At 43.2% G+C, this 17,403-nt stretch carries 15 protein-coding genes and 3 pseudogenes; 6 read left to right on the top strand and 12 right to left on the bottom strand.

Annotated elements, in window-relative coordinates; all coding sequences use genetic code 11:
- Window positions 1-192 precede the first annotated feature (192 nt).
- Both cysN and cysD read right to left on the bottom strand, forming a co-directional pair.
- A complete protein-coding gene (cysN, locus tag EKG38_RS22315; protein WP_126523194.1) occupies window positions 193-1,602 on the bottom strand; it encodes a sulfate adenylyltransferase subunit CysN in 1,410 nt (469 codons plus the stop codon).
- A 181-nt stretch (window positions 1,603-1,783) separates the two neighbouring features.
- Window positions 1,784-2,689, bottom strand: coding sequence for a sulfate adenylyltransferase subunit CysD (gene cysD, locus EKG38_RS22310; protein ID WP_126523193.1), 906 nt, complete (start codon window positions 2,687-2,689; stop codon window positions 1,784-1,786).
- A gap of 730 nt (window positions 2,690-3,419) precedes the next feature.
- Here cysD and EKG38_RS22305 point away from each other — a divergent pair.
- Window positions 3,420-5,024 carry an MBL fold metallo-hydrolase RNA specificity domain-containing protein gene (locus tag EKG38_RS22305; protein WP_246033248.1) on the top strand — a complete coding sequence of 535 codons (1,605 nt, stop codon included), beginning with the start codon at window positions 3,420-3,422 and terminating at the stop codon, window positions 5,022-5,024.
- A gap of 289 nt (window positions 5,025-5,313) precedes the next feature.
- On the opposite strand, the gene EKG38_RS22300 is transcribed toward EKG38_RS22305, so the two are convergent.
- Window positions 5,314-5,643 carry a hypothetical protein gene (locus EKG38_RS22300; protein WP_126523192.1) on the bottom strand — a complete coding sequence of 110 codons (330 nt, stop codon included), beginning with the start codon at window positions 5,641-5,643 and terminating at the stop codon, window positions 5,314-5,316.
- A 949-nt stretch (window positions 5,644-6,592) separates the two neighbouring features.
- On the opposite strand from EKG38_RS22300, the gene EKG38_RS22295 reads away from it, so the two are divergent.
- Window positions 6,593-6,844 carry an MbcA/ParS/Xre antitoxin family protein gene (locus tag EKG38_RS22295; RefSeq protein ID WP_126523191.1) on the top strand — a complete coding sequence of 84 codons (252 nt, stop codon included), beginning with the start codon at window positions 6,593-6,595 and terminating at the stop codon, window positions 6,842-6,844.
- A gap of 1,172 nt (window positions 6,845-8,016) precedes the next feature.
- Window positions 8,017-9,021, top strand: coding sequence for a BMP family lipoprotein (locus EKG38_RS22290; RefSeq protein ID WP_126523190.1), 1,005 nt, complete (start codon window positions 8,017-8,019; stop codon window positions 9,019-9,021).
- A gap of 163 nt (window positions 9,022-9,184) precedes the next feature.
- On the opposite strand, the gene EKG38_RS22285 is transcribed toward EKG38_RS22290, so the two are convergent.
- Window positions 9,185-9,466 carry a hypothetical protein gene (locus EKG38_RS22285; RefSeq protein ID WP_185826941.1) on the bottom strand — a complete coding sequence of 94 codons (282 nt, stop codon included), beginning with the start codon at window positions 9,464-9,466 and terminating at the stop codon, window positions 9,185-9,187.
- On the opposite strand from EKG38_RS22285, the pseudogene EKG38_RS22280 reads away from it, so the two are divergent.
- Window positions 9,462-9,656 (top strand): annotated as a pseudogene (locus tag EKG38_RS22280) (IS66 family transposase); the annotation flags it as partial. The gene EKG38_RS22285 and the pseudogene EKG38_RS22280 overlap by 5 nt on opposite strands.
- Window positions 9,657-10,723: 1,067 nt before the next feature.
- On the opposite strand, the gene EKG38_RS25025 reads toward EKG38_RS22280, so the two are convergent.
- From EKG38_RS25025 to EKG38_RS25485, 7 genes and pseudogenes are all read right to left on the bottom strand, one after another.
- Complete coding sequence (locus EKG38_RS25025) at window positions 10,724-10,867, bottom strand: hypothetical protein (RefSeq protein WP_185826938.1); 144 nt, start codon at window positions 10,865-10,867, stop codon at window positions 10,724-10,726.
- Window positions 10,868-11,036: 169 nt separating this feature from the next.
- Window positions 11,037-11,534: a GNAT family N-acetyltransferase gene (locus tag EKG38_RS22275; RefSeq protein WP_126523188.1), complete on the bottom strand. Its 498-nt coding sequence runs from the start codon at window positions 11,532-11,534 to the stop codon at window positions 11,037-11,039.
- Window positions 11,531-11,803: a type II toxin-antitoxin system TacA family antitoxin gene (locus EKG38_RS22270; protein ID WP_126523187.1), complete on the bottom strand. Its 273-nt coding sequence runs from the start codon at window positions 11,801-11,803 to the stop codon at window positions 11,531-11,533. Before EKG38_RS22270 ends, EKG38_RS22275 begins: the two co-directional genes overlap by 4 nt.
- A 719-nt stretch (window positions 11,804-12,522) precedes the next feature.
- Window positions 12,523-13,260: pseudogene (gene galE / locus EKG38_RS22265) on the bottom strand (UDP-glucose 4-epimerase GalE); the annotation flags it as partial.
- A gap of 1,381 nt (window positions 13,261-14,641) precedes the next feature.
- A complete protein-coding gene (locus EKG38_RS25020) occupies window positions 14,642-14,812 on the bottom strand; it encodes a hypothetical protein (protein ID WP_185826937.1) in 171 nt (56 codons plus the stop codon).
- Window positions 14,809-15,510, bottom strand: coding sequence for a hypothetical protein (locus tag EKG38_RS22260; protein WP_246033253.1), 702 nt, complete (start codon window positions 15,508-15,510; stop codon window positions 14,809-14,811). Before EKG38_RS22260 ends, EKG38_RS25020 begins: the two co-directional genes overlap by 4 nt.
- A gap of 75 nt (window positions 15,511-15,585) precedes the next feature.
- Window positions 15,586-15,666 (bottom strand): annotated as a pseudogene (locus tag EKG38_RS25485) (RHS repeat-associated core domain-containing protein); the annotation flags it as partial.
- A gap of 127 nt (window positions 15,667-15,793) precedes the next feature.
- Here EKG38_RS25485 and EKG38_RS22255 point away from each other — a divergent pair.
- Complete coding sequence (locus tag EKG38_RS22255; protein ID WP_342775876.1) at window positions 15,794-16,198, top strand: type II toxin-antitoxin system RelE/ParE family toxin; 405 nt, start codon at window positions 15,794-15,796, stop codon at window positions 16,196-16,198.
- Complete coding sequence (locus EKG38_RS22250; protein ID WP_126523184.1) at window positions 16,188-16,496, top strand: helix-turn-helix domain-containing protein; 309 nt, start codon at window positions 16,188-16,190, stop codon at window positions 16,494-16,496. Before EKG38_RS22255 ends, EKG38_RS22250 begins: the two co-directional genes overlap by 11 nt.
- A gap of 191 nt (window positions 16,497-16,687) precedes the next feature.
- Here EKG38_RS22250 and EKG38_RS22245 read toward each other — a convergent pair.
- Window positions 16,688-17,403 (bottom strand): IS256 family transposase (locus EKG38_RS22245; protein WP_126523183.1); only part of this gene is annotated, 716 nt, incomplete at its 5' end.

Below are 17,403 nucleotides of genomic sequence, written 5' to 3'. Positions count from 1 at the left end.
CCAGAGATTCGGGGCTAAAGCCAGCCTTACATCAAAGCCGGTCCGACATAATCATATAATCCACAACCTTCATCGTAAGAGCGTGCTTTAGCCGCGATGCTTTTTATCGATGAATAGAATCACCCGATAATGTATACCCCAGTTCCCGGCTAAAGTCGGTCTTACATCAAAGCCCCTCCTACATAAAACCGCTTATCCCTTCGAGATATCCTTCGCACCCCAGTGTGGGAAATGCTTACGAACTAATGCGTTCATCTCTAACTCAAACTCTGAAAAATCATGGGATTTTTTCTTTTGGCCTTCGATAGAGTTACGGATCATTCCCGCACCGACGGTGACATTGGTTAGGCGGTCGATAACGATGAACGAGCCCGTCGAACGGTTAACATCGTAAGCGTCGAACTGTATGGGTTCGGTCACAGCAAAATGACAATTACCAATCTCATTCAACTCGAGCTGCCCAGCGGGTTGTTTCTCCAGCGTATTCACATCGACTCTATGATTAATGGCATCGGCATAGCCGTAAACAGACTTACTGCCAACTTTAATGGCATACTCGCGGTCGACACAGAGCGGCTCTTCTGTCATCCAAACCACATCGGCCTCAAAATGACTCACCGAATGGGGCTTATCGTGGGGGCGCACCAACATATCGCCACGACTAACATCAATCTCATCTTCGAGTGTCAATGTCACCGCTTCTCCGGCACCAGCCTTCTCCAGCTCACCATCGAAGGTTACTATCGACTTGATGCGGCTCTCTTTGCCCGAAGGCAGTGCAACCACTGTGTCACCGACCCGGATCTCACCCGAACCAATATTGCCGCAGAAACCACGAAAATCGAGATTTGGCCGATTAACATATTGAACTTGAAAGCGAAAAGAGTCACTGCGTTCTTGCGTCACCGAAACTGTATTTAATAATTTAAGCAGTGTAGAGCCCGGATACCAGGTCATCTGCTTACTCTCATTCACCACGTTATCACCCTTTAGTGCCGAAATAGGCACAAAGCGAACATCGGTAAATGACAAGTCTTGAGCAAACTCGCGATACTCTTTCTTTATCTTCTGATAAGTCGACTGATCATAATCAACGGCATCCATCTTATTGATGGCAATGATCACGTGCTTAATGCCTAACTGTGAGCAGATAAAGCTATGACGACGAGTCTGAACCTGAACGCCATGGCGGGCATCGATTAAGATAATAGCGAGATCACAGGTCGACGCACCCGTTGCCATATTGCGGGTGTACTGCTCATGGCCAGGAGTATCGGCAATAATAAACTTTCGTTGCTCGGTGGCGAAATAGCGATAGGCCACATCGATGGTGATCCCCTGCTCTCGCTCAGATTGAAGACCATCGACTAACAAGGCCAGATCGAATGCGTTATCAGTAGTATTAAAACGCTTCGAGTCTTTCTCTATGGCCGCCATCTGATCTTCGAAGATCATCTTGCTATCGAATAACAAACGACCAATCAGAGTAGACTTACCGTCATCGACACTACCACAGGTCAAAATGCGCAGCATATCTTTGTTTTCATGAACTTTCAGATACGCTTCGATGTCAGAAGCAATCAAATTAGAACTGGTGGTCATTTTTATTCCTTATCTATGAGCTTCGAGAAAGCCTTGCTCACGGTTAAATCGATATTCAATATTTTCAAAAGCCCAAAATCTATGTAGGAGCGCGCTTCAGCCGCGATTGTTCTTGTTATAGATGGGTTTTATCATCCTTCCCGGCGCAAGCCGGTCCTACTTCTAAAATCGCTTCTCAATTTTAGAAGTACCCTTCCATCTTTTTCTTTTCCATCGAGCCAGCCGAGTCGTTATCGATTACGCGTCCCTGACGTTCTGATGTGGTACAGAGCAACATCTCTTGAATAATCTCCGGCAAGGTTTGCGCTTGTGATTCAACCGCACCGGTTAAGGGGTAACAACCTAAGGTTCTGAAACGCACCATCTTGGTTTGCACATCTTCACCAGGCTCAATCGGCATACGCTCATCATCGACCATGATCAGGGTGCCATCGCGCTCTACCACCGGGCGCTCGGCTGCCAGATAAAGAGAGGGGATCTCAATGCCTTCTAAATAGATGTACTGCCAGATATCCAGCTCGGTCCAGTTAGATAGCGGGAAAACTCGAATGCTTTCGCCTTTATCCACCTTGCCGTTATAGATATTCCAGAGTTCAGGGCGCTGATTCTTAGGATCCCAGCGATGCTTGTTGTCGCGGAAAGAGTAGACACGCTCCTTGGCACGAGACTTCTCTTCATCGCGGCGTGCACCACCGAAAGCGGCGTCGAAACCATGCATATCGAGCGCTTGCTTAAGCCCTTCAGTCTTCATGATGTCTGTATGCTTGGCGCTGCCATGTGTGAATGGGCTAATTCCCATCTCTATACCACGGGGATTTTTATGGACGATAAGATCGAAGCCATGCTTTTGCGCCATCTGATCACGAAACTCAATCATCTCCTTGAACTTCCAGTTAGTATCGACGTGCATCAAGGGAAACGGGATTTTTCCCGGATAGAATGCCTTACGTGCCAGATGCAGCAGTACAGAGGAGTCTTTACCTACTGAATAGAGCATCACAGGATTATCAAACTCAGCGGCAACTTCACGCATGATTTGAATCGATTCAGCTTCCAGCTGCTTCAGGTGGGTTAGATGTTTTGACATATCGATTTCCGTGTAAACGATTGTAAAAATTACTTTTGCAAGCTCATATTTATTGTTTAAGACGCTTTCATCTAAATAAAGTTATTTGAGCACTGTCACATGAGCCAAAGCATCAGGCAAACCAATCATTTGTTAACCTGGTGCTTACCTAAGCCCTACCTGACAACCTAAGGTCATTGACACACCATGCTCTGTCTAAGGAAAAGTAACCAAGTACAAGCAAGTCCAAAATATCGTCAAGATGACGCTCTGAAATCATCATACCCAGCAGACAAACGAATTTAAAGTTATAAATACCATAATACTTATAACAAAATACGATATGAAGTTCTCAATTGTATGTTTACAACCTATATCTTTGATTAGTGAAGTGTGTCTAGAGAAATGTGGAGATTCGAGGCTTCAGGCCATTCCCTCTGTAGAAGCGTGCTTTAGCCGTTGTAGGAGTGTGCTTCAGCCACGAATCATTTTATCCGCGATATAGAGTCATCTATGCATCAATCTCAAAGCTATTCCCGGCTGAAGCCGGTCTTACATCAAAGCCAGTCCTACGCCACAACCCTATACGGTACATCCCCCATTGTAGGAGCGTGCTTCAGCCGCGAAGCTTTTAGCAACAAATCTTTTTATCGGCAGCAACAGAAACAGGTTTTCAACGGAAACCGCTTGCTCTCCCTTTGAAAGGCTATATATTCAAAAAGGATAGAGACAAACATACAGGGAGTGTATTTTGCCAAAAACTCAAACCATATCTTCAAAACAAGCTGTAGATATCATCCATCATGGTGCAGTAAATGGCGTGACAGGCTCTTGCCACCAGCTGGTTATCAATGAGCAAACCAGTCTGCTTATCGATTGTGGTCTGTTCCAGGGAGCTGAAACTGTCGGAAGCTCGAATGCTGAACAGTTAGAAGTAGCATTCGATATAGGTAATATCACAGCACTCTTAGTCACACACTGCCACATCGATCATGTGGGCCGTATCCCTTACCTTCTAGCGGCCGGCTTTGATCAACCCATTTTCGCCACAGCTGCGACGGCAGCCCTACTGCCAATGGTGATCGAAGATGCTATCCGCGTAGGTGTCACTAAAGATAAGAGGCTTATCAAGCTTTACCTGGAAAAGTTAAGACAACTACTGGTGCCTATCGAATATAACCAATGGTTTCCACTCGAAGTAAACCGTACCCAATCAGTTCAAAGCAGCAACGAGGCCAACACTTCAGGCTTTAGCAAGGCTAAGGCAAAATTTAAACCTGCGGGTCACATTCTTGGTTCGGCCTACATAGAGATAGAACTCAGCAGACCAAAAACAGATAGACTGAATCCCAAAACGGTAAACAAACATAGAGTCGTCTTTTCCGGCGATCTGGGCGCAACCTATACACCGCTTCTTGCCAGCCCCAAGAGTCCCTACATGGCGGACACCTTAGTGATCGAATCCACCTATGGCGACAGAATCCACCAAGGTCGTAAGAAGCGCACTCAGAGCCTGAAAAAAGTGATAGAAAAAGCCGTATCAGACAATGGCGTGGTACTCATTCCGGCCTTTAGCATAGGTCGAACCCAAGAGCTGTTATATGAACTCGAACAGATCATTTTTCAGCAGCGCAAGCTATCCGATACCCGCTCCGGTAACAATGTTCCTGACACAGAGGGCAAGCACGGAAGCACTATCAAGCAAGAGTTCAATAATCAGCCCGGCCAGCAAAAAAGTAGCAAGATGTGGCAATCTCAAATGTGGAAAAGCATTGAAATCATAGTCGACTCCCCCATGGCCGCAAATTTCACCGACAAATACATCGAGTTCAAAGAGCTGTGGGACAAGGAGGCCAGGCAAAAACTTAAGCAGCACAGACACCCACTCGACTTCGAACAACTTTATACCGTCGACAGCCACCAAGAACACCTATCGACGGTAGAGTACCTATCTAAAAGAGATAAACCTGCCATAGTCATCGCCGCCAGCGGCATGTGCAGTGGGGGGAGGATAATGAACTATCTGCGGCAGTTCATCGATGAACCGACTGCCGACATTCTATTTGTGGGATATCAGGCACGGGGAACGCCAGGAAGAGATATTCAGACCTATGGCCCTAAGGGAGGTTATGTCTATCTGAAAGGAGATAAGCGTGACATAAAAGCCGGCGTGCACACCATCAGCGGCTACTCGGCTCATGCCGATCAGAATAACCTCATCAACTTCGTCAACCGTATGCACCATAAACCTACGCATATCCGCATAGTCCATGGCGATGATGAAGCTAAAGAAGCACTAGCTGTTGAGTATAAAAAGCTTTTACCCGAGGCTGCAATAGAGATAGGTAGAGACTAGAAAAGGTAGACACGTTCCTCTGTAGGAGCGTGATTTAGCCGTTGTAGGAGTGTGCTTCAGCCACGAATCTTTTTATCAGTGATAAAAATCAGCTATTAGATTTACACCAAATCTTTCCCGGCTGAAGCCGGTCTTACATCAAAGCCAGTCCTACACGATACAAAAATCGCTGTACTCTTCTGTAGGAGCGCGCTTTAGCCGCGAACCTTTTAAGACACGAAGATGTTATCGAAGGAAACAAGCTCGAAAGCTGAAGATCGCATTCGATATAAACAAGTTCACGACCCTATTAGTCAGTCACTGCAATATCGATCATGTCGTGTGTATCCTCTACCGGCTCAAGGTTCTCTTTAGGACCCCTATTAATTTTTTTAGAATTAATTTTAACTAGGCAACGTCTAATCCGTTGATCTTGTTTTTCATTGGCCTTCTTCCAACCCACACTTAAATTATCTGCAGCCCAAAGTGATTTAGACTCTGAGGTGCACTTAGCTAGCGCATGATCTGCTGATGCTGGAAAAGCCACTAAAAACGGGACCGTCATAAATATCAAACCCAACAGCCTAAAAATAGATCTACGTGAATGACTGTTTTTATTGCTTACACCATTTAACTGCATTGTTAAATCCTTCTAACATTATGTTTTTTTTTCATTTTTACAGCAAAGGAAAGTACTCCCTTTTAGGTGTTAACTCCATGACAAAAATCAAAAAGGTAAGTATATTTGTAGAATTTGAGACAGACGTCAAAAAACTGTCACTGCCACAAACGTGACACTGGTAGGGCAAATATTCACACTAACCAACGTAATTAACATTACGCTTACAATAAGCCATAAAAAACAAGGTTACATCACATCTTCTTGCCATATTGTAGGAGAGTGCTTCAGCCGCGATTGTCTGGCCGCATTTGTATCATCTTTCCCGGCTAAAGCCGGTCCTACATTAAAGACAGATAGACGGCTCAACCTGGAGGTGCTCATCATGGGGTGAGCTTAGCGGTTATAGCCTTTATGTCGAGTTGAACTGCGGGCCTTTTTCCAGAGCTAGGCCTTTTTGTCGGCTGACAATAATGTTTAATTATTCTTGTCACGCTTTTGGACAAAACCACGTTGAATTAAACACTCCACCTAACTTGATTTGAATTAGGGAAAATATGGGAGCGAATATGCTGATAGTACGTCTAAATCAAATGCGTCGTAGGTATCACCTGAATGCCTTGTTCGCAGTCTGTAATAAATGGTTAGTTTTTTATTTGAGATGATTATCTGCGTCTTTATTTCCATAATGTTGTCATAAAAACTATTAACAAAATCTTTAGATCAGAGTTCATTTCCTCTTATGTTTTTCAGCTTATATTTTATATCTACTGATAATAAATAATCTGATTTTAAAGCAATAATTAGTCGAACTTAGATGCTAAGTCGATAAGCATACTCGCGGCATTAATGTTTACAAACCGGAGCGAAAGTAGGGTTCAACATCTTGCCAGTCTCAGAAGTAAGGTTTGAAGGCCTATCCGAGATAAGCTAAATTCTAATGAGCAGAAAGTGATAAGGAGTAGAAACAATGGTAGATGTATCAAAATCACGCGAGTTGTTAGAAAAAGCGATTGGCCAATACTTTTCTGAAAACGAAAAGAAGTACATTTATCCTTTATTACTAAATTGGTCAGGCAACGCAGATAACATAATCAGCTGGTTTGAGAATGAACCTATACCTGCTTTTGGTAATAAAACGGCCAAATCACTTTGTGGATCAGGCCAAGCTGAACAAGTTATTGAGTACCTTAAGGCTATAGAGTCAGGCGGCTTTGCTTGAGAAAACATCAATCGTTAATTAATCCGGCGATCCAGTAATAATGTGGCTTGCAACGATTCTTTGCACTTTTAGAACATTGGTCATTTATGGACGGAGCGACCATAAGATAGAAGTGAGCAGTACTCTTGGCTGTGCGTCTTCACCAAAATATGCCCTAGAGGAGTGACAATTTTATATAGGACAGCTCAATATAAACAAAAAAGCCTCATTAAAGAGACTTTGTTATGTATAACCGTGTGATACTTATCTACTTATATCACAAATGATGGTGCAGAAAGCGGAGCGTTACTTTTACGACTGCGGCCTAAGTTAGATCTTCGACTAACAGATGCTGCAAAACCATTGCAGTGCAATTTAGCAACATATCGAGATTGGCGGGCGCTTTTTTCAGCTTTTATATCCGAGTAACTATTACTCATGAGAACTCGCTCCAACGTTGACCTTGGCTAAATTATACTCAGTAATAAAGCAACTATCAACGTCCGTAATTCGAGTGTAGCTGACACATCATCATCCCGATGAGAGCTATGGCTTTTTCCTAACTTGGCGCATTTATATGAAACAGCCAAAATGCTGCCCCCCCCTAATTTCAACGTTAAATAACTCCAATACCGATAAATTATCAAAGAAAATGAATGTTAAATTTGCAGTTCACTGCTCACCCATAGGGGTAGGAACGATCACAATTCCTGGACATAAATGAGTTTCTCCGCTAGCACACTTCTTCAATGAGCAAGAAGTTTGACTCTCGCTTTTGAAGTTTTGATTAAAAAATGTATTCCTAATGATGTGCCCAATATTTTTAGCCACTACACTATGTTGTGGACAAAAATATTGGCCACGGTTTTGTAAGTCAACCAGCTCCAACTCGGTGTCTATCAGTGCAGTACAGGTTTATGGGCTTGTAGATGACCGCGTCAAGGCCTGAGTTAATGAAAAACGGTCGTTTTTTTACGTACTGAAATTACAAAAAAAACAAACCAGACATATACTTACACCGAATGAGACCCAAGACGCATTATAAGCTGGTAATCCTATCTTTTAGTACAGTAACCTCTATCCTCGCAATGAACCAGTTCAGTATCTCAGCTTAATGATTTGCAACCATAGCAAGCCACAGATGAAGACTCATGCTGAACTCAAAACAATACCTACATACCAAGAGGACGAGAATGATGAAACTCCTATCCGCAACTACTGCTGTGGTTTCGTTAGCAATGTGTTCATTTGTTGCTACCGCCGCCGATTTCAAACCTGCAGTTGCATTCAGTACTACCGGTAAATTCGATAAGTCGTTCAACCAAGCCGTGTATCAAAATGGCGTACTCAAGTATATGGCTCAATCCGACATCGACATTCGTGAGTTTGTGCCTGCCAATGGTGCCCAACGTGAGCAGGGTCTGGAGCGCCTAGCGCGTCGCGGGTTTAATCCGATAGTTGTCGTCGGTTTCATGTATGGTTCGGCGCTGGAGAAGGTTGCCAAGAAGTACCCTGACACAGATTTCGTCATCATAGATTCGGTCGTCGACTTACCAAATGTTAAGTCACTGGTATTTAAAGAGCATGAAGGCTCGTTCCTCGTGGGGGCACTGGCTGCAATGAAGTCTAAGACCAACAAGGTCGGCTTCGTTGGTGGTATGGACATTCCGCTTATTCGTAAATTTGCCTGTGGTTATGAGCAGGGCGCCAAGTACATCAATAAAGATACTCAAATGTTCCAAAACATGACAGGTTCTACCAGTGCGGCCTGGAATGATCCGGGACGGGGTAGCGAATTAACCAAGAGCCAGTTCACCAAGGGCGTCGATGTTGTCTTCGCCGCCGCTGGTCCTACCGGTGACGGTGTTTACCAAGCCGCCAAGGACGAGGGTAAGTTTGCCATCGGTGTCGATTCGAACCAAAACCACCTTCAACCTGGGGTCATGCTGACCTCTATGGTTAAGCTGGTTGGCGTGGCTACATTCGATATATTTAAGGCTGCCGAGGGTGGTTCATTCACTGCCGGCATCGACAGCCGTGGCCTGAAAGAGAATGGTGTCAACTGGGCGTTAGACGAGTATAACCGTGAACTGGTCACCCCCGAGATGGAAGCCAAGGTTGGCGAGATCACCGCCAAGATCCAATCCGGTGAGATTAAGGTGCATGACTACATGGTCGACAACAGCTGTAACTACTAAGGCTTAACCACAGGGCTCCTCGGTGCAGGGGAGCCTTAGATATGGCCATTTATGTAATAATATTTATGTCGTAGCTTGAGGACTGCAACGAAAAATGTCTCGGGTCGAAATTCGATGATGCTCTTGCCATCCCTGACTAGGTGACAGTCACACGCTTCAAGCATCACTCCCCCCTTACCTCTACTCGGCCAAATGTTGACATTTTTTGTTTTGCCTGCTCTTGTCCAATCTCACGGGCCTTGAGTTTCTTAGCTACAGGATCATTGGGATAATCAGTCACATCTAAATAAGGTATAGGATCAAGCTGCCAGATGACTTGGGGTTTAGGTTTATCTAAACTGCCGTCCTTTAAAAGTACTGACTGACAACCGGCTAGCATGAATAGCACAATATAGAGTGCAATATTGGTTACCAAGTACTTACGAAGAACGCTCGACACAGACATACAACTCAATATTGACAATAACCGTGCAGAGCGCGCAGTAAAACCGATTGTGATAGGGCGTAAACATTGGCTGTTTAACCACAATCATCGTGGGGCTGAGGCAAGTGCCATTTTGTACAGCATCAGAGAAACAACCACAGCGAATGGGCTAACGCCATTCGCTTACATCAAACACTGTTTAGAGCAATGATCTCACTCTAACTGCGACCTCAACAGCCTATTACCCAGGCACGTCAAACTTAACTAGACGTAGTTCGCCGGACGCTTACAGTAAGGTCATGATTCTTGCCTGATGTATTCACTCAAGTATGGTAAGTTTCGATAAGTCATATGTGAAGGACATACTGTTCCAACACTCTTAGGGGCGTGCAACGGATTAGAGCGATCCCCCTAAGATGTACCTGGACAGAATGAGTCAGTCCCTCTCCACGGACTCGCGCTTAAACCGATAAACGTGACCAACGTGACTGTCATTGAGCAGACTTTATTGTCTGCCGCCACTTTTCGCTGGCGATCCCTTCTGTCCGGGACGATTCGCGGGGGTGACCAACACCTAAAACATCGGGACAAAGCGAAAATCAACGATCGAATACGGCCGTTGACGGGTATTGAACGTCCTGTTTTGGCGCCAAAGTAAGGCCGCCAACCAGGGCCGTATTCGGCTATTCGTCGCCAGAATAAATTGCGAATCGGGTATTGTTGATGGGCGGTCAGCGATAGCGAAGAGATTAAGCTCAACAGTACGCGATCTGCTGCAGGTTGTGATCGACAGTCACGTTATGCAACCTAAGACATGAGCAATAATGGCCCTTTCGTCAAACCGTGTTAAAATAACGATGAATAATAATTTTGAGTATGGTTATCATGAGCATCGAAACCGTTAGTGAATGGATGCCTTACCTCTGCCTAGGGGGCTTTTTTGTCTTTGCTTTAGGCGTGAGTATTTATCATGTGGTGACGTTTGATGCATATAAAGCCAAGCAAAATCGTGAATAGTTCAGGGCTATTTTACCGAACTCAGCAAATGCCGGAGTTTCCCTTTAAATTTAAGGATTTTCGGAGCCCCTCCCCGTCCGCATGAGACTGAAAATGGCCTATGTCATTGCGTTTGAGACAGTTTTGACTGAGATAAAAAAGCGATAAAACTCACGGCAAGCACAGCCTATAGGCTAATGCAAAATGAGGGGGGGGATAGCGATGGGTTACTGTCATATGTTGGATTTGACCAGCAACTGAATAGTCGTGTATCTGTTGGGGTTACCCTAACAGGACCTCTTCTGTTTTCGCTATTTCATGGATAGGTTGAATAGGTAAACTTAGATCATGATAAACAAGATCTATTTTTTGCTCACCGAGTAGATCTTGTAACGCTATTTTTATCTCTCGTTCACTTAACCGCATTAACATCTCCTTCTCATGTAATACCAACAGAAGACAAATAGACTTTAACATTAGCTAATTTAGCAAGGTGGCTGACAGTTTTTTTGTCCGCAATTTAGTTTTAGAGATCTATTCAAGACAAAATATTATCACAAACTGTGAACTTAGTTAGCTAAAGGCTAGCGGTTATTTAGCTTAAACTTGCTCTGACATCATCGATGGTGATGAAGAGTTTTTTCTCTGAATTTTGAAACGCTTGAAACCCATAGCGTTCATAGAAGTATTTTGCCCCATCTTTGGCGTCAACGATAACGACAGGAAAGGCGACGCTGTCACTAGCCGCTAACAGCTTTCGGAGTGCGTCGATAAGTAACCACTCGCCAAAGCCTTTTCCTTTATATTGGTCATCGACAGCTAAACGAGCAATGAGACCACCTGAAGTAGATGATTGGTGCTTCTTCTGTAACTTATCAGGCAATACCTTTAAGTCAATTGGTGTCATTGTTAGCGTGTAAAAACCGATGATATGTGAGTTGTCGTGATCATCTTCCAAAACGAAAGTTCTGGTGTTGTCTTTCTTTGCTTGCTGACTAGCCATTACTTTTAAATAGTTATTGAGAGCTTCGATGCCGCAGTTGAATCGGTTTCTATCGTGATTACTTTTATCTAGAAGTACCGTATTCATCATTGAATTTTGCTCTCATAGCGGTCAGAAGCAGCTTTCAGTTTAGGGTTCGGTGTTGCTGGGCGGTCTAAAGCTTCCATTAACAACATAGCGTCAGCTTGGCTCAGTTTAAGGGTTTGTTCACGATCGATTACTTGTTTAGCTTTTTCAATCGCAGCACTTAAAACAAATGAATTAATACTGGACATGCCAGCAATAGCGGCAGCTCTTGTAAGTAAATCTTGAGTATCGACATCAACTCTAGCGGTAATGCGAGGCAAAGTCGTCGCCATAATGTTATCTCCTATTGTGTCAAAGTGTCACATGGACATTATGGTCTTAAAGTGTGCAATAAGCAATCGTTGTGTCACTTTGGCACGCGAGATAAAGATTTAAGGTTTCAAGTACTCTTATTAATCTATTACGGTTGAGTTAATGCAATAGCACTAGCCAATTTATGTCCGTGCGACCTGAAGTTGTATGAAGCGTTGTTCACCGCGATAAGAGTGAACCATGATTACGCCACATGATGAACGCACCTATCGCAACCACCATCAATGTGGCAACAGAAAAACCTACAAAGCATAAATGATGAATGTTTGAGGTGTCACAATGGCGTCTCTCACTGCTAAGGCGATGTGATCATTTTAGCGATGCAAATTAACACTCAAATCGATAGTATTGATATTCGCTCATATTAACCAGCTAATCCTGTGTATTGAATGCAAATGCCTGTGTTAACAAAGGTTGAGCTGCAATTTATATAATGCTCAAATATCACACAAAAAGCTTAAGCCATGAACATTAAATTGCGTAGGAGCGACTTTAGCCGCGAACAACCTTTCCATTCATTGGCATAAACAAAAGCTTCCCGACTAAAGTCAGTCCTACAAGATAACACCACCCCACCACCGTAGGAGTGGCTTTAGCCACGAATCCTCATCCACGACAAGCCACAACGCCAATTCTAACCACCGTAGGAGCGGCTTTAGCCGCGAAAAAACTACAATTCTTATTCTTGATAACCATTTGGATTCATAGACTGCCATTTCCAACTGCTTTCAACCATATCATTCAACGAATGTACCGCCTTCCACTCTAGTTCATTCTGAGCGAGAGCCGGATCAGCATAGCAGGCAGCGATATCTCCCGGACGACGATCAACAATTTGATATGCAATCTGCTTACTACAGGCTTTCTCAAACGCATTGACCATCTCAATCACGCTCACGCCGACACCCGTACCGAGGTTATAAGTTACCAGACCAGACTTACTGGCTAGCTTTTCAAGTGCTTTGAGGTGACCTAGCGCTAAATCGACCACATGGATATAGTCACGCACACCCGTACCATCACTGGCATTATAATCATTTCCAAAAACACTCAACCGCTCTCGCTTACCTACGGCAACTTGCGCAATAAAAGGCATGAGATTGTTTGGAATATCATTTGGGTCTTCACCGATCAAGCCACTTTCATGGGCTCCCACAGGGTTAAAATATCGAAATCGAGCAATATTCCACTCAGGATCGGATGCATATAGATCTGCAAGAATATTCTCAACCATCAACTTTGATTGACCGTAGGGGTTTGTTGCACAAGTGGCAAAGTCTTCGGTTATTGGTAGGCTAATAGGATCACCATACACAGTGGCGGAAGAACTAAAGACTAAGTTTTTCACTCCAAATTTACTCATTACATCGCAAAGCACAAGCGTACCAGCGACGTTATTTTGGTAATACTTCAGCGGTTAAGCAATTCCACAATCGTATGACTACCAATATAGCTGGCACCACCAGTGACTAATGCTGCCATCATATTTCCTTTAAAAAAATTACAACACCAACTACTCAAAAGTTGACATTTTAAAACAAAAAAACCAGCAAACATTTAGTCTGCTGGCGCATATCATTTACATTTTCACACATTACTAGGTAGCAACTACGCTCAGGTTGATGAGCAGGGATATTCGCAAACTCTAATTTAATTTTTTGCTTCGGCAACTCCTTGCGTTATGGTGCAGTCCCCCTGGGGCGAATTAAGCGTTAAAATAGGGATGAGATTAACTAACAGATTTTGGTTCGATAAAAGCCTTGCAACTTGGTTTAGTGCTGACAATGCTCTTGCTGCTGCAGGGGATGCCTTTTCAAGATAGCGATAGTTTCGATACCTTCGATTGGTAATGTAGGTAAATCGTAGGGCTGTTCAGGATTGAACATTCTAATGACTTATATTGTGTATCCGCCCCTAATTAGGTTACCAAGAGTGACATCAAAACATGATAGGTTAATTTTTACATGATTTTTTAACCTATTAGGTTTTACATGTTATGCCAACTACCATGCACACCTTATACGTTAATTTTTACACGTTATTTTAACCTATTATTTGAAGGCTAGCGTGGCGCTGTTGATCAAATAGTAGTTCTAGATGTAACTACTCTAGGTGTTTTTACGGATCAGACAGCTTGTTTCCTAAACAAGCCTAATAATAAGCCTACAACGCCGAATGTAACAAATCGCACTGATGGCTTTTTCAAGCCACAATGACACGCCATAATAACTGAATAAACAACTAATTAGAGACCGTTATGACCACAAGAATTTAATCTGTTGTTCAACAGCTTAAATGTTACCCAGACGTTCATCTAGTCTTTCTCTGTACTAGCATTATGGTTCTTTAGAAAAAATCAACTTTAATAATAGAGACATACTCATCTTCAACCAGCTTTATCACTTTACAAAGGGCCATCAGAAAATATGGGAATTTCTAAACAAATAAAGCCAGGAAAAAAGTCCTCCATTTTCAGGCTTAGCACCTTGTTATTAATTGAATATTCTACAGTGTAGGCACTGGCACCAATAGCTCACGCTGCTGGTGAACAGGGATCGGCTCTACTGGCTAAGACGGCTCAGGCTGCTGGTAAAAAATGGAGCAAGTAGGCAGAAAAAAGTCCCGCCAATTATAAAATGAGTGAGACCTGAATTTTTGCGTTAATGCCCAATACTTATGATGGATGGCACCTTATTTTCCAGCTAGTAATGGATGATTGTGATGATGGAAGTGTTCAGACGGGTGGTTTAAAAAGGGCGACCAATCTTGTTGGTGCGCCCCATACAAACAGGCCAACCCTAAGTAACTGATAAATCAAGTGGTTTATCAGAGTTTATGAATAATCTCATTCCATTTGTAAACTTAACTAAAATTTCGCCCTCTTCATTTCTGATGCACTCCAGCACCTCGTTACCCCTGAGTAGCTGAGTTAACTGAGAGGCTTGTTCATCTAATTCATTTTCTGTCATTTTTTAAACTCCTGCTTTGGTCTGCCATCTTCCCAGACTGCCCTATCACGCTTACCTTTGTCGTAATTTTTCCTGTTTTTATAAACTTCATAATGCGGCTGATTTTTGTGGAGTAAATCCTTTTCCCATATTTCTCCAGTTTTGATGTTGCAATCAGCTTTACAGCCCCTAACACTTCTAAATAAATTAGGGTCAGTAAGTGGTGTTTTATCAAGAAGGTTTTTGGCTATCTTAGCCTTTCCTACTATTACACCTACTCCGGCAGCTAAAACCCCTTTAGCATCGCCTTGGCCTACTGCAATGATTGCATCAGCACCAGACCTAACTCCAGTAATTTCCGTTAATGAATCTCCGTCAATGATGCCGCCAGTATTATCTGTGATGGAGTCAGCGGCAAGATCAACAGCACCAGCTATTATTTCATCCCGATAATCCCAGAAGACACTAGCCATTTCTTTAATGGCATCGACAGCACCTAATCCTTGGCTATTCTCATTGCCATTGGCACTTCTCTGTTTACCAGTATTCTTAGCATAAGTCTCTATCGCTTCTTTAGCGCTATCTTCTACTTTTTGCTCATTCTTTTGACCACTTGAAACAGCAGTTTGGTCTGTTTTCTTTTTCTTATTACCAGTTTCGGCTATTTGGACAACAGAACAAAAAGCTTGTGTACCACCGGCGGCTTTTGTCTCACACACGCCCTGAGACTTGTACCCTGTCGGATCCACCCCTGACATCGGATAATTCAAGATATACGAGTAAGGGTTGGCACTCTGGCTGTTCTCGGGGAACTGCAAGAAGGGGTCAACACTCAGGAAGCGACCCACGTTGTAATCGTACACCCGCCCGTTCATGTGGATTAATCGAGCAGAATCATTTCATTATCATAGCAAATACCGTAGCCACAAGTTTCTAGCTAGACGAATTATTTGAAGCATTGCTGCACCCTTTCAAAGTATGGTAATCTTTACTACACTTTAGATAAGTGAGATCACAGTAAAAATATACGTCACCGATGAATTTGAAAAGCTGATGCATAAAGCCAAACTAGATGACGATGTCATCGTAAAGGTAGCCAATGAGCTGAATAATGGTCTACATGATGGTGAGCTGCAAAGTGGGAGCCTATATAAAAAACGGATCCCTTCACCAGGCCAAGGCAAGCGAGAATCAAATCGAAGTGTGATCGCTATCCAAAAAGGTGACCGATTGTTTTTTATAGATGGCTGGCGAAAAAAAGACGTCCCCAAAAAAGGCAAAGAGATCCCAGATAAGTTAATGGAAACCTATAAATTAATTGGTGATAGCTTCCTGAGCTTTACAGACGAACAAATAGAGCAGAACATCTTAGATGGCCTGCTAAGAGAGGTTAGAAATGACGGATAAACGTTTAGAAAACATGCAAGAAATGGCGAAGCGCTTTAGTGAAAACGGCTCTGTTGATCAACTCACCATGCGTAAAATTGATGCCCTCGCGATGAGTGCAAAGAAAGAAGACATGACCGCTGCCAGAATTCAACTATTACGAAAACGAGAGCACATTAGCCAAGGCGTTCTTGCTACCGTTCTCAATATGAGTAGCGAAAGTGTTCAGAAGTGGGAACAGGGCAAAACCAAGCCTCAAGGGGCTGCATTGCGCCTATTAAACATTATCGATAAGAAAGGAATTACGGCTGTCATATAGTATGAGCCACATTGGATTTAAACGCTCATCAATAGCGGCTAAATGATAAAGGCTCCGACAAGGGAGCCTTTATCAAGTCCTGATAAATATTGTCTATTGGTTTTTTACACATTCACTAACAATAACGCCATAATTAGATATGTCTTTTCGCCCCCCTAGACCCTGTAGCAGATTCTGTGTAACTACCTAATTTATATGTAGTCTGCTATTCGATCTTCAAACTCGATAATAAAGCGATTTAGTGCTGGTTTCCAGTTTCTAATCGGCATCGTCCACTTCTTAGATGCTTGCATAATTGCCAAGTAAACAACTTTTTTTGCTGAGTCATCATTTGGGAAGAGCTTGCGGTTCTTGATAGCTTTCCTAATCACACTGTTTAATGACTCGATTGCATTGGTTGTATAGATGGCTTTTCGGATGTCTTGAGGATAATTAAATAGCGTATTAAGATTACCCCAGTGTCGGTGCCAGGATGTTGAGATATTAGGGTATTTTGAATCCCATTGTTCACCAAAGCGCTCTAAGTTAAGCAACGCTTCCTCTTCGGTCACAGATTGGTAAATCTTCTTTAAATCAGCTGCCACGGCCTTATAGTCTTTGTACGGCACAAACTTCATCGAGTTTCTCACCATATGGACGATACAAAGTTGGATTTGAGTATTTGGGAACACGGTATTTATCGCGTCAGGAAAGCCTTTTAAGCCATCGATACAGGCGATGAGGATATCTTTTAACCCACGGTTTTGAAGCTCAGTCAGCACATTTAACCAAAACTTAGCGCCTTCGTTCTCAGCTATCCACATGCCAAGCAGCTCTTTGTGGCCTTCGAGATTAACCCCAAGCGCGAGAAATATAGCTTTGTTGATGACCTTATTGTTTTCTCTTATTTTCACCACTATGCAGTCAA

It is taken from the genome of Shewanella canadensis (assembly GCF_003966225.1).
In the GTDB taxonomy this organism is placed as follows: Bacteria; Pseudomonadota; Gammaproteobacteria; order Enterobacterales; family Shewanellaceae; genus Shewanella; species Shewanella canadensis.
This window is presented reverse-complemented; position numbering and strand designations above follow the sequence as displayed.